General features: G+C 35.4%; 15 protein-coding genes. 6 read left to right on the top strand and 9 right to left on the bottom strand.

Translation table 11 applies throughout. From position 1 onward, the window contains the following. The first annotated feature begins 34 nt into the window (after positions 1 to 34). The 3 genes from D5R40_RS16735 to D5R40_RS16725 all read left to right on the top strand — a co-directional run bounded on the left by D5R40_RS16735 (position 35) and on the right by D5R40_RS16725 (position 7,563). The gene (locus tag D5R40_RS16735; RefSeq protein ID WP_124146901.1) at positions 35 to 3,043 is read left to right on the top strand and encodes a GAF domain-containing sensor histidine kinase; all 3,009 of its coding nucleotides are present in this window, start codon (positions 35 to 37) and stop codon (positions 3,041 to 3,043) included. Between the two features lie 483 nt (positions 3,044 to 3,526). Further along, complete coding sequence (locus tag D5R40_RS16730; protein ID WP_124146902.1) at positions 3,527 to 5,683, top strand: nSTAND1 domain-containing NTPase; 2,157 nt, start codon at positions 3,527 to 3,529, stop codon at positions 5,681 to 5,683. An 854-nt stretch (positions 5,684 to 6,537) separates the two neighbouring features. Next, positions 6,538 to 7,563 carry a DUF3179 domain-containing protein gene (locus tag D5R40_RS16725; RefSeq protein ID WP_124146903.1) on the top strand — a complete coding sequence of 342 codons (1,026 nt, stop codon included), beginning with the start codon at positions 6,538 to 6,540 and terminating at the stop codon, positions 7,561 to 7,563. Between the two features lie 460 nt (positions 7,564 to 8,023). Here the strand turns inward: D5R40_RS16725 and D5R40_RS16720 are convergent, their stop codons facing one another. The 6 genes from D5R40_RS16720 to fabI form a co-directional block, all read right to left on the bottom strand. Continuing rightward, entirely contained in the window at positions 8,024 to 8,410 is a 387-nt protein-coding gene (locus D5R40_RS16720) for a Holliday junction DNA helicase RuvB C-terminal domain-containing protein (protein ID WP_124146904.1), read from the bottom strand. Continuing rightward, entirely contained in the window at positions 8,401 to 8,886 is a 486-nt protein-coding gene (locus tag D5R40_RS16715; RefSeq protein ID WP_124146905.1) for a hypothetical protein, read from the bottom strand. Before D5R40_RS16715 ends, D5R40_RS16720 begins: the two co-directional genes overlap by 10 nt. 49 nt (positions 8,887 to 8,935) lie before the next feature. Further along, complete coding sequence (locus tag D5R40_RS41150) at positions 8,936 to 9,070, bottom strand: hypothetical protein (RefSeq protein WP_275670438.1); 135 nt, start codon at positions 9,068 to 9,070, stop codon at positions 8,936 to 8,938. A 206-nt stretch (positions 9,071 to 9,276) separates the two neighbouring features. Beyond that, a complete protein-coding gene (locus D5R40_RS16705; RefSeq protein ID WP_511035239.1) occupies positions 9,277 to 9,708 on the bottom strand; it encodes a type I restriction endonuclease in 432 nt (143 codons plus the stop codon). Positions 9,709 to 10,267: 559 nt separating this feature from the next. Beyond that, complete coding sequence (gene hisB / locus D5R40_RS16700; RefSeq protein WP_124146922.1) at positions 10,268 to 10,909, bottom strand: imidazoleglycerol-phosphate dehydratase HisB; 642 nt, start codon at positions 10,907 to 10,909, stop codon at positions 10,268 to 10,270. A 315-nt stretch (positions 10,910 to 11,224) separates the two neighbouring features. After that, a complete protein-coding gene (gene fabI / locus D5R40_RS16695; protein WP_124146906.1) occupies positions 11,225 to 12,001 on the bottom strand; it encodes an enoyl-ACP reductase FabI in 777 nt (258 codons plus the stop codon). A gap of 325 nt (positions 12,002 to 12,326) precedes the next feature. Here fabI and ntcA point away from each other — a divergent pair, with 325 nt between their 5' ends. The 3 genes from ntcA (at position 12,327) to D5R40_RS16680 (ending at position 14,913) form a co-directional block, all read left to right on the top strand. Next, positions 12,327 to 12,992: a global nitrogen regulator NtcA gene (gene ntcA, locus D5R40_RS16690; protein ID WP_445974436.1), complete on the top strand. Its 666-nt coding sequence runs from the start codon at positions 12,327 to 12,329 to the stop codon at positions 12,990 to 12,992. A 292-nt stretch (positions 12,993 to 13,284) separates the two neighbouring features. After that, entirely contained in the window at positions 13,285 to 13,917 is a 633-nt protein-coding gene (locus D5R40_RS16685; RefSeq protein WP_124146908.1) for a DUF3084 domain-containing protein, read from the top strand. Between the two features lie 573 nt (positions 13,918 to 14,490). Beyond that, positions 14,491 to 14,913 (top strand): pre-16S rRNA-processing nuclease YqgF, encoded by a 423-nt coding sequence (locus D5R40_RS16680; protein WP_124146909.1) that lies wholly within the window; start codon positions 14,491 to 14,493, stop codon positions 14,911 to 14,913. Between the two features lie 292 nt (positions 14,914 to 15,205). Here the strand turns inward: D5R40_RS16680 and D5R40_RS16675 are convergent, their stop codons facing one another. The 3 genes from D5R40_RS16675 to D5R40_RS16665 all read right to left on the bottom strand — a co-directional run. Next, a complete protein-coding gene (locus D5R40_RS16675; protein ID WP_124146910.1) occupies positions 15,206 to 16,117 on the bottom strand; it encodes an NAD-dependent epimerase/dehydratase family protein in 912 nt (303 codons plus the stop codon). A gap of 73 nt (positions 16,118 to 16,190) precedes the next feature. Beyond that, positions 16,191 to 16,439, bottom strand: coding sequence for a hypothetical protein (locus D5R40_RS16670; RefSeq protein ID WP_240039144.1), 249 nt, complete (start codon positions 16,437 to 16,439; stop codon positions 16,191 to 16,193). 44 nt (positions 16,440 to 16,483) lie between these two features. Then, positions 16,484 to 16,915, bottom strand: a 432-nt coding sequence (locus D5R40_RS16665; RefSeq protein WP_153183485.1) for a transposase, incomplete at its 5' end; no start/stop codon positions are given.

Raw genomic sequence — 16,915 nt, 5'->3', positions numbered from 1 at the left:
AAAATAACTATTAAATAATCAGGATAATCCATCGATGTTAAAAAAAAATGAAGCCGAAAAAAATCATAATAATCTGATTGCTTTAGAAAGCATAATTAGAGCAATTAGAGAAGAAGAAGATTTAGATTTTCTCATTAAAAAAGTCATAAATTATCTTCAGTCAGAATTTGATTATTGTTTGATTTGGGTCTGTTTGTACGATCGATTAGCAAATAAAATAGTAGGCAAAGGCGGAATTACTCCCAATGGTGAAATTTCTGCTCTCAAACAAAAATTCACCATAAGTCATGGAGATATATTAGAACAAGTATTAATGAAAAGAAAAGCAATTAAAGTCGCTGACTTAAGGGCAGAAAAGCAAGTTGGAGAATGGGTAAAAATAGCACAAACATATCATATTAAAGGTACAATTTTCTTTCCCATACATTACAAAGAAAAATGTTTTGGTATTGCCTTAATGGGTTCACAAGAGTGGGGAAGTTCTTTAGAATCAGAAGAAAAAGCACTACTATCTTTAATCTGGGGTGAACTAGGACAAACATTACAAAAAATAGAAAAAGAATGGCAACATCAACAAGCAAAACGACCTGATGAACCAATACTCTCATTACTATCTCAATTAGGAAAATTAACGACTTTAGATCAACGCCTCGAAACAGTTGTAGAAATAACTCATCAATTTTTACAGCCATCCCGCACAAATATTTACTGGTATTATCCCAATGGACGCTATTTTTGGCGTCGTGCGAGTAATCATCAAGTAATAGTAGAATGGAGCGACTTTAAACGTCCTGCTTCTGGCATTACATTGCAAGATTTAGGTAAATTCTATCATGTACTATTAGCAGGAAAAATTGTTTGCATTGGAGAATATTACACTTCTGTAGACAGCGATATTATTCGCAGATTAATCCGACAAATTAGAGCTGCTTCTGTATTAGCAGCACCAATTATCTTAGAAGACGAACTATTAGGATTTATTGCTGTAGAAGAACAACACAACCGTCCATGGCAAGATGATGAAAAAAACTATTTGCAAGGGGTAGGTCAACTGCTAGCTTTAACTTCTCCCCTCTCAGAAATGGAGGACAAAATTCGTCAAGCTAAACTAGACCAGACTTTAACTGCAGGCATCACTCGCGCTATTTACGGTGATGATGATTGGCAGAAAACCCTAAAAACAACGGCAGAAAAAATATCTCAGCGCTTAGGTGCTAAATATTTTATGTTGGCAATCCGCAACAGAGGGCAGTTTGAAGTTGTTTATCAAAATCATTCTACTCAAAGTCGAACAGTCAAAACTTCTCTACCCACCCTCAGCAAGGAGGATATGACCTTGCTAGGACGAAACACTGAAGTAGTAGGAATTGAAAATTGGTCAGAAAGTCATATATTGAATGCTTGGCAGGAAGATTTTGAGAAACTTGGAGTACGTTCTCTTCTGTTGTGCAGGACAATAGGAGCGGGGAAAAAGGAGCAAGAAGAATTTATTACAAAAAATCAAGGCGATCAATATAACCAACCCGAAGGACTCGTAATTATTGGTTATGAAACCCCTCGCACCTGGAATCGCAATGAACGAGAATTAGTCCAAATTGCCAGTCAACAGTTAGGTTTTCTCCTGCATCAAAGACATATTAATCAGCTCATAAACAAGCAGCAACAATATACGCAATATCTTCAGTCTGGTTTAACTGCTTTACAACCAACTACAATAATTCCAAATTCAACAAAAGTATTGATTAACTCTTCCAACTCCTTATTATTACAAGAAGTGAAAAATTTGGAACCAGTCGGAGAACTGAGTGTATTAGGAAATTTATCTCTAGACCGTCTAGAAGGAAACTTTCTCGAATTTATTGCTCAAGCAATTGTGGAAATAGCAGATCTCAACCCGCAAACTATTCCCCTAGTTGCTTTAATTACCTGGTATCCATTATCACAAACAGGTAGAGTTATGAGCTATAGTTATCCTGAGTGTCATATTACTAGCACTGATAAAATTTCGATTCCAGTTCGTACTGATTCTTGGATTCAACAAATAATTTCTACAAATGGTTGGTTGCATCTGAGTGTGAGTGATGTACCAGCAAAAACTTTACGGTGGCTCAATATTCTTGATAGCGGTCAGGTCGTAGCAACTGCTTTGCGTACTGCTATTGAACATCAACCGACGGGTATATTGTTAATTGCAGACCCTCACAAAATTTTATGGCAAAAAACAGAACTGCCACAACCACATTCTCCTACTGAAACTCTGAAAAATTTATTGACTCATTTGGTTTCTCAGTTTGCATGGTCGCGTCGCTATTTAATAGTAAAGACTGCTTTAGAATCTCAGCGAGAAGAACTAGAGTGGTTGAATTGGTATAAACAAAAGCGTTTAGAAGAACTTTACCGTACTGTTGGTTCTGGTTTTAAGCAGTTAAGTGAATTGCATTATACTCCATCAGAAAATCCTGCCCAACAAAAAAATGTATTGACAAATCTACGTTATCAGCAATTACTAAGGCAAATTGGCAATGTGTTATCGTCTACTACTTCATTATTGACACAAGAAAAATGGCATTTACAAGCAAATTTTGATGTTGTCTCTGTAGCTAATTTGTTGAGGCGATCGCTCATTCGCATTGATTCCCAAGTAAAAAAAAGACAACTGCAATTAGAAGTTCATCGGGAAGGAAATTTGAATATTTATGGAGATCTTATTAAATTAGAATTAGTTGTTTACGAGCTTTTGATTAGTGCCTGTAGTCGTTCTCAAACAGGAGGAAAAATCGATATTAAATGCCAAACTTTAGATGAAGAATGGCTTGAAATTTCTATTATTGATGCAGGTAAGATTAGCTCAAAATTAATTGCAGAATTTAACTCCGTTTCTATCCCAGATGTATTAGAACCTTCTCTCTTGGTTTCACCTCCAGGCAAGCATTTAATTATCTGTCGGCGACTAATTCAACAAATGGGAGGAGAGCTAGAGTTAAATTTACAAGAAAGTGGTTTAGTAGAAAGTAAGTTACTTTTACCCTTAGCTCACCTTTGATTTCTACAAATTTTTCCTCCCTTCTCTACAAAATTTGATATTTATATCATGTCCGTTTAATAGGGTGATAAAAAACTTTCTTTTCCTCTTCCTTCTTCTTCCCTACTGACACCTGACACCTGACACCTGACACCTTCATCATTATTTATAAGTATTTAACCGGACATGATATTATACCAAGTGTGAAAAAAGAATGTTACGAATAATAAGAGGAATAAAAAAACAAATGCAGGATATGTCCTTTGACAAAAAGAATGATTTTCGACCTGAAAAATGGTATTGAAGCTATTCATTCTGACTCGGTATTCCTAACTCCTGACTCCTAAGAAATATCCTAGCTATTTGTAGCAAATATTTATTAATTTGGTATTACTTATAATCCTGACAAGTGTTAAAATGAATTAAAATTAAAACTAATTACCATAATTGAAAAAGATCAATTCAGACTCTTTGGCCTGTTAGTAAAAATTAAAAATCTTAGCTATGACTGATAAATACCAAGCAAAAAATGTAGCTCAACTTATTTATACTACAGCTATTAGTGTAATTGAAGACTGTACCAGTAAAATTTTTTCTAATCTTTTAGATTCTCATATTATTCAGTTTCAAAGCAATTCAAATATTCTGAATGCCACAGAGAGCCAACAACTAAAAGCAGCAATTGAACAGTTATATAGTAATTATAAAATACAGCCAATATTACCATTACACATTGCCAATATAGATTTTATTCTTGGTCGAGAAGAGTATGCTAATCATCAAATAGAGCAAGGATTAAATAAGTTTAAAAATAGCCTATTAATCTGGGAAAAAAGTACAAAAAATTTACCAGGGGAAGCAGTCACTCAACAAATCAATGAAAGATTAGAAAAAATAGGAATTGTCCTCTTTTATATCGGATTATGTTATGAGCATCAAGGCAATTTAAACATTCCAGTAGAACAAAAAAATAATTATTGGCAACAAGCACAAAATAATTTTCAGCAAAGCCTAGATTTATTTGCTCAAATAGACCGACAAGAATTAGTAGCTAAATTTATCATTCAGCAAGGTGAAGTTCTGAAAAAATTAGAAGCATGGAGCGATTTATACAAGCTTGCTCAACGCGCTTTAGAACTACATTTAACTTACGGTACAGAAGAGCAAATTGCTCAAGATTACGGATTTTTGGCTGAGGCAGCAATGCACGAGTCAAAATGGGACCATGCTAGTCAATTAGCAGAATTAGCAGTTGCCATTCAAAATCAATCTATGGGAAATCCTGTAGAAATTGCACAATATGAGAATTCTTATTTCTCAATTTTAAGTGAATCTCAAAGTAATTTAGAAGAGTGGCAAGCTACTGTTAATCAACTAGAAAAAGCGCGACAACAAACAAGCCCCCATCATAATTTACACTCTTATATTTCCATACTAAAAGCATTAAAAAAACTTTATTTTGACCAAGACAAATATGGAAAATCTGCCAGAATCAAAGAAGAAAAATTACGACTTGAGCATCAATATGGATTAAAGGCTTTTATAGGAATAAATCCATTACAACCACAACAAAAATCTGATAATAGTCCGATAATTCCTAGAGAAATTAAAACTTCCGGTCGTCTAGAAGACGTGAATAATTTAGTGGCAAGAATCAAAAGCCAGAACCATAAACTAATAATTATACATGGTGTCTCTGGTGTGGGTAAAAGTTCTTTAATTAATTCTGGGTTAATACCTACTCTACTCGCAGAAAATTCAGAAGATAATCAAGCAATTTCACTCATACCACTACGAGTCTATACAGATTGGATGAGAAATTCTGACTCTGCAACTTGGAATCTAGAATATGTACTAGAAACATTGCGTAAAAAACATCAAAAAAATAATTTAAAAGTATTAATTTTAGACCAGTTTGAAGAGTTATTTACTGTCTGTCCCAAACCAGCTCAAAGACTACCACTTTATAAATTTTTATATGACTGTTTAAGCTTGAATTTTGTCAAAGTAGTTTTATCTATCCAAACAGATTACTTACATTACTTATTAGAATGCGACCGCCTGACAAACTTAGAAGCAGTAATTAACTATCAAATTTTATCTAAGGAAATTCTTTACTACATAAGTAATTTTGAGCCAAATCATAGTCAAGAAATTATCAAAAACTTAATTGAACCTGCTCAATTAAATTGGGAGCCAGATTTAATTTCTCAAGTAGTAAAAGATTTAAGTTCAGCAGATAATACAGTAAGTCCGATAGAATTGCAAGTAGTAGGCACTGAACTTCAAGAAGAAGCAATTACAACTGTTGAAGCATACCATAAATTAGGAGATAATCCTATCAAAAAACTCACAATAAATTTTTTAGATGGAGTAATAAAAGATTGTGGCTTTCTGAACGGACGAACAGCAATATCTGTCTTATACTTATTAACAAATGAACATGGTACTCGCCCTCTAAAAACTCATGCTGAATTAGCATCAGAGTTATTAATGCAACGCCATAAACTAGATTTAGTTTTAGATGTATTAGTTGCTCGAGGATTAATTTTACTGCTGCCAGATTTACCGCAAGATAGCTATCAATTAGCTCATAATTATTTAATTCCTTTAGTTCGAGCACAGAAACAGGAAGGAGAAAAATCAATTTCTGAATTTTAATTTGAAAGAGATATGATGTAATAGATATCTTCTACAAAATAGGAAGTAGGGAGTAGGGGAGTAGGGAGTAGGGGAGTAGGGGAGTAGGGGAGTAGGGAGTAATTATAGAATTATCAACATACTATTATATAACTTATATAACTGGGTTCTATATGATAACTGAAATGACAAGATATAATTAGGGCTTGCTGATTAAATCTAAAAGTATTTACAGATAAAGCTTTTAGCCTTTTTGAAGTCGAATTGCAGTGCCTGGGAATCAGCTCTTCACGCTCAAAAAGGAGCGTATTTTAGGCTCATAGTTGGGCAGAAAAATCTAGGGACAAAACTTAGCTCCTACCTCCTCGCTCATTCCTATTTCTCCTGTCTCCTGTCTTCTACCCTCACCCATAAGACTTTTTCAGCAAACCCTAATTATTTATCTTAACTTCATTTTTAACTCAGTTAAATTTAAGGTATGTACAGCATTCTTAAAACTGAAAATATTGTAATTTTACAAAATAAAAATAAAGTAGGTTCAACAATTAATTGTTAATTATTAATTGTTCATTATTACCTCTTCTTATAAATAAGAGGATTGGCTAAAAGGATTTTTTTTATTTTCTTGGTTGATTGAATCTGGCGAGGAGACTTCACCACCCCTCGACCGCTTTTTTCTCTATGAATGGAGAGGCTTTATACCTTAATTTTTAGGTAAAAATCCTGATAATTCTCAAGAAAATATTCAAATTATAGTATAAATAAACGTAAGCATTCAGCCGTCAGTTATTAGCTATCAGCAGTATAAGTATTCAAGCGGACGATATTACTTCTTCCTTCTTCTTCCTTCTTCCTTCTTCCTTCCTTATTGAATTATGAAAAAAGTAGCTAAAATAATTCTCAATACTGCTTTATTTGCTAGCTTGGGTTTGAGTTCTATAGTCTTACAAGCAGGTAGCTGGAATAACTTTAAACTTCGCTATTTTAATCTCACACAATATCTCAATAATCAAGATAGAGAACTCCAAGATATTCAAGCACAAAATCTCGACCCTCAGAAATATAGTCGAATTAATTTAGCTGAACTTTTGAATGGCGGACCGCCAAAAAATGGTATTCCTTCTATTGATAATCCGAAATTTGATACGGCGACAACAACACCTTTTCCCACTAATGAAACAGTAATTGGTATAGAAATAAACGGTGAAGCTGTTGCTTATCCTTTTGGCATTATGAATTGGCATGAAATTGTTAATGATACAGTAGGAGGAATGAATATTACTGTTTCTTATTGCCCTCTTTGTGACACTATAATCGCATTTGAACGTGGCAATACAACTTATGGAGTTTCTGGCAAACTTTATCAAAGTTGTTTAGTTATGTATGACCGCTCTAATAGTACTCTTTATTCTCAACCTTGGGCTATTGGTATTCTTGGTCAGAATGTTAACAGTAATTTGAATAGAATTTCTGCTATTAAAACTACTCTAGAAAATTGGTTAGCAGTGTATCCTAATAGTAAGATTTTATCTACAAAAACAGGTTATAAACGTGACTATTTTAACTATCCTTATGGCAGTTACTATACCGATAAAATGTTGATTTTTCCAGTCAGAAATCAAGCACAACTTAACCAACATCCCAAGGCTATTATTAGCTATGTTTGGGAAGCAGACCGAGAAACACCTGAAAATTATTTCTCAGGTAGTAGTGTTCAGTTTTTACATTCAGAAATTAAGCAACTAAAAGAAAAAATTGTAGAGTTTAATAGGCGAAAAATACGCGCTAAATGGGACAGTCAAATGCAAACCGTTATTGTTGAAGAATTCGATGGTACAACTATCCCTAGTTCCACCGCTTTTGCTTTTGTTTATCCAGCATTTTTTCCACAAGTCCAGTAGGGTGTGTTAGCGACAGCGTAACGCACCGTCAATAGTCCAGTAGTGGACTGTTTCACTAAAATAGTGCATTAGCCTTTTTCGTAATCATCCCATCATATCAAATCCGGTTAAACAGCCATAGAATTGTTAAGTTAGGAGGAGTCAACCCACCCCTAACCCCTCCGGTGGAGGGGAAGTCAGGAGTCAGGAGTCAGGAGGAGAAAAAATTACAAAAATAAACGTAGTTATGGCGATTGAAGATTTTTTTTATGTCCAATTAAACGGATTTGAGATCACACCCTCACCTCATTCCCCCACCCCCCCCATTTTCTATTGCACCATTTTAGATTTGTCGGTCCAGTAGAGTGTATTAGCGGTAGGGTTAGGGGGGGTTCCCTCCCTGTAGGGACGTTGCATACAACGTCCCTACTACTCAATAAAATGTAGAAAAGTTTTTGAGAAATGATATCAGTAGAGAATACTAAACCCTAAGCTGCAAAAAGTCACGGAAACTCCAATGATACAAACTATAACAAATTTCTCCCCCAATTTCTTGCCAATGTAAAAATTCCAACCAACTTTCCAGCACTTCTTCCACATCATATTCATCCACATCTATGAATTGAGCTATAGTCTCCACGGAAACTGCTTTTTCTTGCTCAACTAACACTCTCAGCACTTCTAACTCAATTTCTGACAAACCGTCACCTGCCATTTTTGGCCACAAACTGTGGTAATATTCCTCTAAACCTGCCGTAGAGAAGTCCCAAGGGCGAATGCCATTCGCCCCCTCTTCCCCCTCTTCCCCCTCTTCCCACACTCCTACAACAGTAGGGGGGATACCACCCAACACCCGACTCAAATACATAAAATTATTCCCGCTTGCAGCCACCAACTTTCGTCAAAATTCCAATCTGGATAAGGGCGAAATTCTGGAGATTTAGTCCGCTTTGCCACACGAATAAAAACTTGACCAAACTCTTCTAATTCTGACCGAATATTAATCTGGGATTCTTTTATTTCATCCCCCAAAGCATAAGATTCAATAAAATCATCAACCTTATTCCAGAAACTGATAGGAGAATTAGCAGAATAGGCACTCCAAAAATCATTTTTTATTTGTTTCTCCCGAAAAAGCTTCAAAATTGCCTCATCCTTACCAACACCATATTCCACCAAAGCATAAATATAAACCCCATCAACATCTTTCGGAGGTTGTGTGGGGTCAAGCTTTAATTTTTTTAAAGTATTAACAACAAGTTCATTTCGTTGAGCTGCATCGATCGCTTGAGGAACAGCAGATTTAGCAGCATTAATAATCGTTTTAACAATATTATCTAACATAAATTAGACCTCAAATTAGGAATAGCAAATCGAATGCAGAAAATTTTTTCTAGGATTTTTCAATTAGACCTAGAGCAAAGTTTAAGAGTTCCACCCGTTTTTCTTCCGAAAGGAAATTAATCAAAGCAGTAACTTTATCGGTTGTAGTTAACCATTGCTTAGTTTGAGCTTGCCAAACAACCATAAATTCATTGGCTAATAGCTTAAATCTATCGTAAGCATTCTGTATTGTTAGCTATAGTAATCCTAAATATGTCGTAACAAATCAAAAAGTAAATCAAAAAACTGAAACTCCCACCTGTTGCCTGTTGCCTGTTGCCTGTTGCCTAAAAAGCAGTAAGATTTTTGACACGAATAAAATAGGATTGCTATATCAGCTATCAGTTTCATTTAACCGTTAACTGATAACTGATAACTTAAATTACCAATATTTTTGAGAGCTGCTAAAACTTGCTCTAATTCATTTTCTTTCTCAATAGACAAAGCATAAGAACGACTATATATAGGAACATTTGCTTTTTGAAGTTTAACAAAAACAAACTCTCTACCATTAAGCAAAAAAGCAAACGTTGGGCGATGATTTTGGGAATTTTTCAACATATAAACTAAAGCTTGAGGTAGAGCTGCCGTAACATCAAATTTAGTCTTTTTGGATTCAATAACCAATATCCAAAATCTCTGTTGCAGAACTAAAACATCTATTCTACCTCTAACAATTAAATCATTATCTTCATCAGAAATTTCCACAGAAGTTTCAGTTATTATCGAAAAGGGAGGTTTAAAAAATCCAGCTAAATCTAGTAAAGGTGCTAAAATAACCAATTTGACTCCCTCTTCCAATAAAGGGCGACGATTAACTAAATTAAAATAGTTACTTCTAACTCTTTCTAAACTGCGTTTTTCTTCATCAGTTACAGAAGGTAAATTGTCTTGCCATTCCCGAAAAAATTGACTATCAGTTGTTAGTTGAAGTTCAAAGTTTTCTTGTAATTCTTCTAGAGTAATATCCTGAGCTTGAACAGTTTAAACCATAATAAATCATTGCTTTTAGGAAACAGGGAATAGGGAATAGGGAATAGGAAATAGGGACATAGAATAGAAATAAAGAGATAGTAACTGGTTAGTTTAGGGTCATTCTAATTCCACCAAACAAAAATATGAGTGTCCAAAACAATCATAAAACCTCTTCACAACAATTCTCCATATCCCAGTCTTCTATAGGAATAGCTGATTCTTGGGGAGCAGCATAGTGTAGATATGACTGCTTATTTGTCTAATGGATTAGAAGGATATTCTTGTTTAAATTCACTAATACTAACAAGTCCAGCCAGCTTATTTTGAATAACTTCATTCTCCTGACTCCTGACTCCTGACTCCTTTCTTACAAAACTCCCTTAGAACTAGGAATTTCCCCAACTCGCCTGGGGTCAATTTCCGTAGCCATCCGTAGAGAACGAGCAAAAGCTTTAAACCCTGCCTCAATAATATGATGAGAATTAATTCCAGCCAACTGTCGAATATGCAAAGTCATCAAACTATTATTTGCCACAGCCACAAAAAATTCCCGCACTAACTGAGTATCATAAGTACCAACCCGTTGAGTAGGCATTTCCAAACCATAACTCAAATGTGGACGACCAGAAAAGTCCAAGGCCACCTGAACCAATGCCTCATCCAAAGGAGCCAAAAAATGACCAAAACGCACAATACCCTTGCGATCGCCCAACGCCTGCTTTAAAGCCTGGCCCAAAGTAATCCCCACATCCTCATTAGTATGATGGTCATCAATTTCAATATCCCCCACAGCATGAACTTCCAAATCAATCAGTCCATGAGAAGAAATTTGATGCAACATATGGTCTAAAAAAGGAATCCCAGTATTAGCCTTACAATTACCCACACCATCAAGATTAAGAGTAACAGTTACATCAGTTTCCCCAGTCGTCCGTTTCACCGAAGCAACTCTGGCAGGCAAATTCAGTTTTGCTGGAGTAGATGAAGAATGGCGATCGCTTATCTGCATAATAAAAATATCAATATAAATTTTGAATTTTAATTTTTCACAGGTAGGTTGAGAATGATGAAAAATATCAAATGACAGTCCAGTAGGGTGCGTTAGGCGCTTACCACAAACTACCATTGAACTGTCAAATATTAGGTTGCGCCGTAACGCACCGTTGAGAAGTCTAGTCCAGTAGTGGAAGGACATACCTAAAATGGTGCGTGACGACGGATTACTGAATCCCTTTCATAGTCTAAATTTAAGCCGTCTAACGCACCCTACCAATTTGGCTATCCTTAACTTTTGACTTTTGAATTTTGAATTTTGACTTAAAAATCACATTCCCATAATTTCATAACCAGCATCCACATAAATAACCTGACCAGTAATGCCACTTGCCAGATCGCTACATAAAAAAGCAGCAGTATTACCAACTTCAATTTGAGTCACAGTCCGACGTAATGGAGCTATCTGTTCCACATGATGAATCATATCCTTAATACCTCCCACTGCCGAAGAAGCCAAAGTTTTAATTGGACCAGCAGAAATAGCATTAACCCGAATATTTTTCTGACCAAGTTCCGCAGCTAAATAACGAACATTCATTTCCAAAGCAGACTTAGCAATGCCCATCACATTATAATTAGGAACTACCCGCACGCCCCCTAAATAAGTGAGAGTGACAATACTTCCTCCTTCAGTCATCAGTTCCTTCGCCTCAGAACTCAAATCAATCAGAGAATAAGAACTAATTTCCAAAGCACGAGTAAAACCTTCACGAGTAGTATTACTAAAATCCCCAGATAATTCCTCCTTACCAGCAAAGGCCAAACAATGAATCAAAATATCCAACTTACCCCATTTTTCCCCTACTCCAGCAAAAGTAGCCTTCACCTGTTCGTCGTCCTGAACATTACAGGGTAAATATAAAGAAGGACTCAAAGGTTCTACCAATTCCCAAACCTTCTTTTCAAATCTACCCTTATCATCCGGGAGAAAAGTGACCCCCAAATTTGCTCCTGCTTTGTGGAGTTGTTGAGCAATTCCCCACGCAATAGAACGATTATTCGCAATACCTGTTACTAGAGCATTTTTTCCTGTTAAATCTAACATAATACCTTGATTTATTGAGAAACTATAGTAAAATTTTCAATCAAATAATAAAGTCTAAAATTTAATTTCATACTTAGAAGCTATAATACATAGCATCTTTGACATTAGGCAAATTTATAGATAATATTAGCACCTATGGCCATAATGAGAAATTGAATTTCTCGGTTTCACTGCCCTAATATATATGAATATAAAAGTAAAGTAAGTATTAAATATATTAAATATATATATAGCAATATGTAGAAACTTAATAGTATATTTCAGGAACTGAGCTATTAAGGTTAAGAGACGTTTAGTTAGTTATTAGAGAGTAAGGAAATTGGTCGTGACGCATGATAGACCGCTAGCAGCAGTTTTCCGTAATATATCTGGTGGGTCATATCCGCCAGTTGTAGAAACTTTTGAACGGGGCAAGACAATATTTTTTCCAGGAGACCCTGCAGAGCGCGTCTACGTTCTAATTAAAGGCGCAGTGAAGCTATCGAGGGTGTATGAAGCAGGAGATGAAATTACAGTGGCCTTACTCCGGGAAAATAGTGTATTTGGAGTATTGTCTCTAATTACAGGCCATAAGTCTGACCGTTTCTACCATGCAGTAGCTTTTACCCCTGTAGAATTAATATCTGTGCCAATTGACCAGGTGGAGAAAGCTCTCAGAGAAGATCCAGATTTGTCAGTTGTTTTATTACGTGGACTTTCATCTCGAATCTTACAGACAGAGATGATGATTGAAACTTTGGCACACCGGGATATGGGGTCTAGACTGGTTAGCTTTTTATTAATCCTTTGTCGAGATTTTGGAGTTCCTAGCAAAGATGGGATTACCATAGACTTGAAATTGTCTCACCAAGCAATTGCAGAAGCAATTGGGTCAACAAGGGTGACAGTTACTCGTCTGCTTGGAGACCTTCGGCAAGATGGAATGATATCTATTCACAAGAAGAAAATTACAGTACATAACCCAGTGGCTTTAAGTCAACAATTTACCTGATTTAGAGACACAAATATCTGTAAAAATCAAGATGAAATAACTGCTGAGGGTAAACTAAAAAAATTTTATAATGGCAATCTGAGGAGATAATACTATTTTCTCTTAAAATAAAATATTAATTAAGTAAAGAGATTGCCTTATAGAAACCAGAGAATTTTATATTTAAGAGAATTTTATATTTAATAGCTAGTCAAATAAATAATTACTGTCTATAATTTTTGATATTAGGCATATAGTCTGAGATAATAAACTAAAGGCAACCTCATAATTAAATTACTACCAGCAGCCATTAATGACCGCCGGTATTATCTTAGTATTAGCAATTCTGGTGCTAGGCGGTGTAATCGCTACTATTAGCGATCGCCTAGGTACAAAAGTAGGTAAAGCAAGACTACGACTTTTTAATCTTAGGCCCCGCGATACTGCCGCATTGGTCACCATGGTCACTGGCAGTATTCTTTCAGCTTTAACTTTAGCTATCCTATTTGCAACTAGCAAACCATTAAGAAAAGGTGTTTTCAGAATAGATGAAATCCAAACCAAACTTAATGAAACTCGCAAGGAAGTGACAAAAGCTGAATTTGAAACCACCCGAATCAAAAATGAATTACAAAAAGCAAGAGCTGATTTAGAATTAGCTCTAACTCAATTGAATCAAGTTAATCAGTCTTTGGATAAAGCTTTAGTCCAAAAAGCAGAAACAGAATCCCAACTCAAAATAACCAAAGAGCAATTAAATCAAGTTCAAGCAGTAAAAATCCGTACTCAAGAAGAACTTAGGCAAGTTCAAAAAGCAAAAGCTAGAACTGAAGCCGAACTTAATTTAACTCAAAACCAACTGAATAGTATAGTACAACAAAAAGAAATCCTGAGACAAGAAATTGAACAAATGCAAATAGAGCGTCAAAAAATATTAAAAGATTAAAAATATAGCATTTTATAGCAGAAGGAAGAAGGAAGAAGGAAGAAGGAAGAAGGAAAAGTATTACTTTGTCTGAGTTTTAAACTTTTGAACTGTCCTAACCTTTCCTTCGACTGCTATACCTTGCCTTTTATGTACTCCCTAAAAAAAATTACATTATGAATAATTAAGGTTTAAAGCATTTTTTTTATAGAAAAAATAATATTAAATCCGGTTACCACCACCCTTATTTTAGTAGATAAAATTTTTTATATAATATGGAATTTAGTTAACTACTATAAAGGGGTTGTGTTCAATAATTGATAATTGATAATTACCTCTACCTAAAAGGAAGAGGATTTAATCAAAGGAAAATTTTTTCTTGTTTCTCCTTAAAAGGAGAGGGTTTAAATCTTAATTATTCGGTAATCACATTAAGTATAAAAAAACTGTTCGCCAATCCGATAATTTTCAGGATAAGTAATTATTAATTGTTAATTATTAATTGCTTAATTTCTGCAACTGAGAAAAGCTACAACAACAAGTAAAATTTAAATAAAAAAGATTAATCTAGTCAGCAAATAAAGATATCCAAACATGATTTTAGGATTTGACCCAGGTAGCCAAAAGTGTGGTATTGCACTTATGGATAGAGAAAAAAAACTACACTACCACCAAGTTATAGAATCTCTAGAAGTTGTCAAAACAATTAAAAACTTATATCAAAAGTTTGACATTGATTTAATAGTGATTGGCGACCAAACCACCTCAAAAATTTGGAAACAAAGCCTCACAAAAATCATTTCAAAAACAGTACCAATAATCAAAATAGATGAACGTTATTCTAGTTTAGAAGCTCGCGATCGCTATTGGCAAATGTATCCTCCTCAAGGTATTTTTCGTCTAATTCCTTTAGGAATGAGAATTCCACCTAAACCAGTAGATGATATTGTCGCGATAATTTTGATAGAAAGATACTTAAAAAATGACTCACTCTATAGCAGGGCTATTTCATTCTAAACTTTGCCATTTTGTGTATTGACGAAATAACGTTATTTCAAACTTTAGGAAATTTATTTTTCGCTGTCTGAAAATCAATAAATTCATTTTTTCTTGATTTGAAAGATTAACTGATACCAATTTGAAAAAACCTACGGTTTTGATTTTTCAGCGTTTGAAACAACCTAAACTCGTTAGAGAATTTATGTCATACTTCAAATTATCTAGGAAAATTCTAGATTTTACACAGCTTGAAACTATTGCTTGGTAAGCTTTTCAATATAAGCGTAGGTTTCTGTTCAAATGCCCCCGCTCATCCTATAAAAACATCGCTGAGTTGTTCCTTAAATTGCTCAATCCATTCATAAATTTCACTGAGAGTCGTTTTGGCATCTCTTTGGGGTTGCCATCCAGTAGCGGCCATAACTTTGCGGGAGTCTGTAACAAAAATAGGAACATCTCCAGGGCGAGTTTCGGGAACGGGAGTAATGGAAATCTGATGCCCGGTAATTTCCTGACAAAGCTCGGTAGTTTCATGCAGTGAAAGGGTGTTAATGGCTCCCCCACCCACGTTAAAAGTCTGTCCTTTCAACTCCTCCAAACTGTGAATTTGTAAGTCAATTAAGTCTAGTAAATCGGCCAGATGCAAGAAGTCTCTAACCTGTTTGCCTGTACCGCCATAGCCGATATATTTCAATGGTTTCAGGAAATAGTGACAGGCCATCCATAGAGCAAATACTCCCTGATCGACCTTGCCCATCTGCCAGGGACCAGTTAGCACTCCACAGCGATTAATTAAGGTCCTCATGGAGTAGGCATTGGCATATTCAGCGATTAGTAATTCTGATGCCAGCTTGGTTGAGCCGTAGAGAGAGCGCGCTTTATCTAAAGGAAATTCTTCGGAAATTCCCTGACTGGATGCCCCCTGTAAAGGCTGTTGTTCCATCAGTTGAAAGCGGGTTTCTGTTTCGGTAAACTTTAGAGCCTTCAGATAAGCAATGGGATCAACCCGACTGGTAGATAGAAAAATAAAATCTGCCTCAGTTTGCCGAGCTAATTCCAAGCAGTTAATCGTTCCTACTAGATTCGTTTGCAGCACATAGCCTGGAGAAGCATATCCTGCCAAAACTGATGGCTCCGCCGAACACTCTAAAATTAAATCGGGTTGTAGTGCCGTTGGTTCCAGATATTCGGCATTTCGCACATCACCATGCACAAACTCAATTCCTGCTTGCTTTAGCCGAGATCAATTTAATTCTGAACCGTACGAAAAAAACTGTAGAAAATCGTGACAGCTTTTATCTTAATATTGGATTAACCAATACAGGCTGTACGGCACAGCTCACTATTCCCTCGGCAGTAAATGCCTCTGGGAATTTCTTTCTAATTATTTGAAGACTGCCGTTGATATCAGCATTAATCACTTTACCAGTTCCACTTCTAAACAAACCGCGTTTGACTCGTTTTCCCACATAATTCTCATGGCACCTGGGCAATTCTAAATCAAGTGCAGAAGTTTTACTGGTGTAACTTTCTTCTGTCTCCATAACTTTGATACCAGCAAGTTCACATTTATAAGTTATCTGTTGAATTAGCTTAGAGTGTGGTATTTGGGTAAAGTTTTGATTGTTTTTTTGCCTATATTTGCACCTTGTTTCCAGTTATCATTTTTTCCTATGACTACAGTACCAATATTATTTGTGGTTAAATACTCAACCACTAACTTACTGGTGTTATGCAGATAATTGGAAACAAAACGATTTCTATGATAACTTAATGCTTCAATCTTACGACTGGTTTTTCTGTTGCCTTTGAGATGACTTTGGTACTTAGCTTTACGCTTGTTATATAATTGATTGACACTTTTTAGTGGCTTCCCGTTAATCAGCAGTGGTTTGACACCAGGCTTATTTGTAGATAGAGCAACTAATCGGTCAATTCCTAAGTCTATTCCGGCTACATATCTTGAGTTTATTTGTGGCTGATTCGTTTTTTCATACACTACTTCAATTATATAGCAGCT

The sequence above is a fragment of the Okeania hirsuta genome, assembly GCF_003838195.1.
In the GTDB taxonomy this organism is placed as follows: Bacteria; Cyanobacteriota; Cyanobacteriia; order Cyanobacteriales; family Microcoleaceae; genus Okeania; species Okeania hirsuta.
This window is presented reverse-complemented; position numbering and strand designations above follow the sequence as displayed.

Coding starts and splice junctions, on each gene's coding strand:
- D5R40_RS16735 (WP_124146901.1), top strand. CDS start 35: ATGTTAAAAAAAAATGAAGCCGAAAAAAATCATAATAATCTGATTGCT.
- D5R40_RS16730 (WP_124146902.1), top strand. CDS start 3,527: ATGACTGATAAATACCAAGCAAAAAATGTAGCTCAACTTATTTATACT.
- D5R40_RS16725 (WP_124146903.1), top strand. CDS start 6,538: ATGAAAAAAGTAGCTAAAATAATTCTCAATACTGCTTTATTTGCTAGC.
- D5R40_RS16720 (WP_124146904.1), bottom strand. CDS start 8,410: ATGTATTTGAGTCGGGTGTTGGGTGGTATCCCCCCTACTGTTGTAGGA.
- D5R40_RS16715 (WP_124146905.1), bottom strand. CDS start 8,886: ATGTTAGATAATATTGTTAAAACGATTATTAATGCTGCTAAATCTGCT.
- D5R40_RS41150 (WP_275670438.1), bottom strand. CDS start 9,070: ATGGTTGTTTGGCAAGCTCAAACTAAGCAATGGTTAACTACAACCGAT.
- hisB (WP_124146922.1), bottom strand. CDS start 10,909: ATGCAGATAAGCGATCGCCATTCTTCATCTACTCCAGCAAAACTGAAT.
- fabI (WP_124146906.1), bottom strand. CDS start 12,001: ATGTTAGATTTAACAGGAAAAAATGCTCTAGTAACAGGTATTGCGAAT.
- D5R40_RS16685 (WP_124146908.1), top strand. CDS start 13,285: ATGACCGCCGGTATTATCTTAGTATTAGCAATTCTGGTGCTAGGCGGT.
- D5R40_RS16680 (WP_124146909.1), top strand. CDS start 14,491: ATGATTTTAGGATTTGACCCAGGTAGCCAAAAGTGTGGTATTGCACTT.
- D5R40_RS16670 (WP_240039144.1), bottom strand. CDS start 16,439: ATGGAGACAGAAGAAAGTTACACCAGTAAAACTTCTGCACTTGATTTA.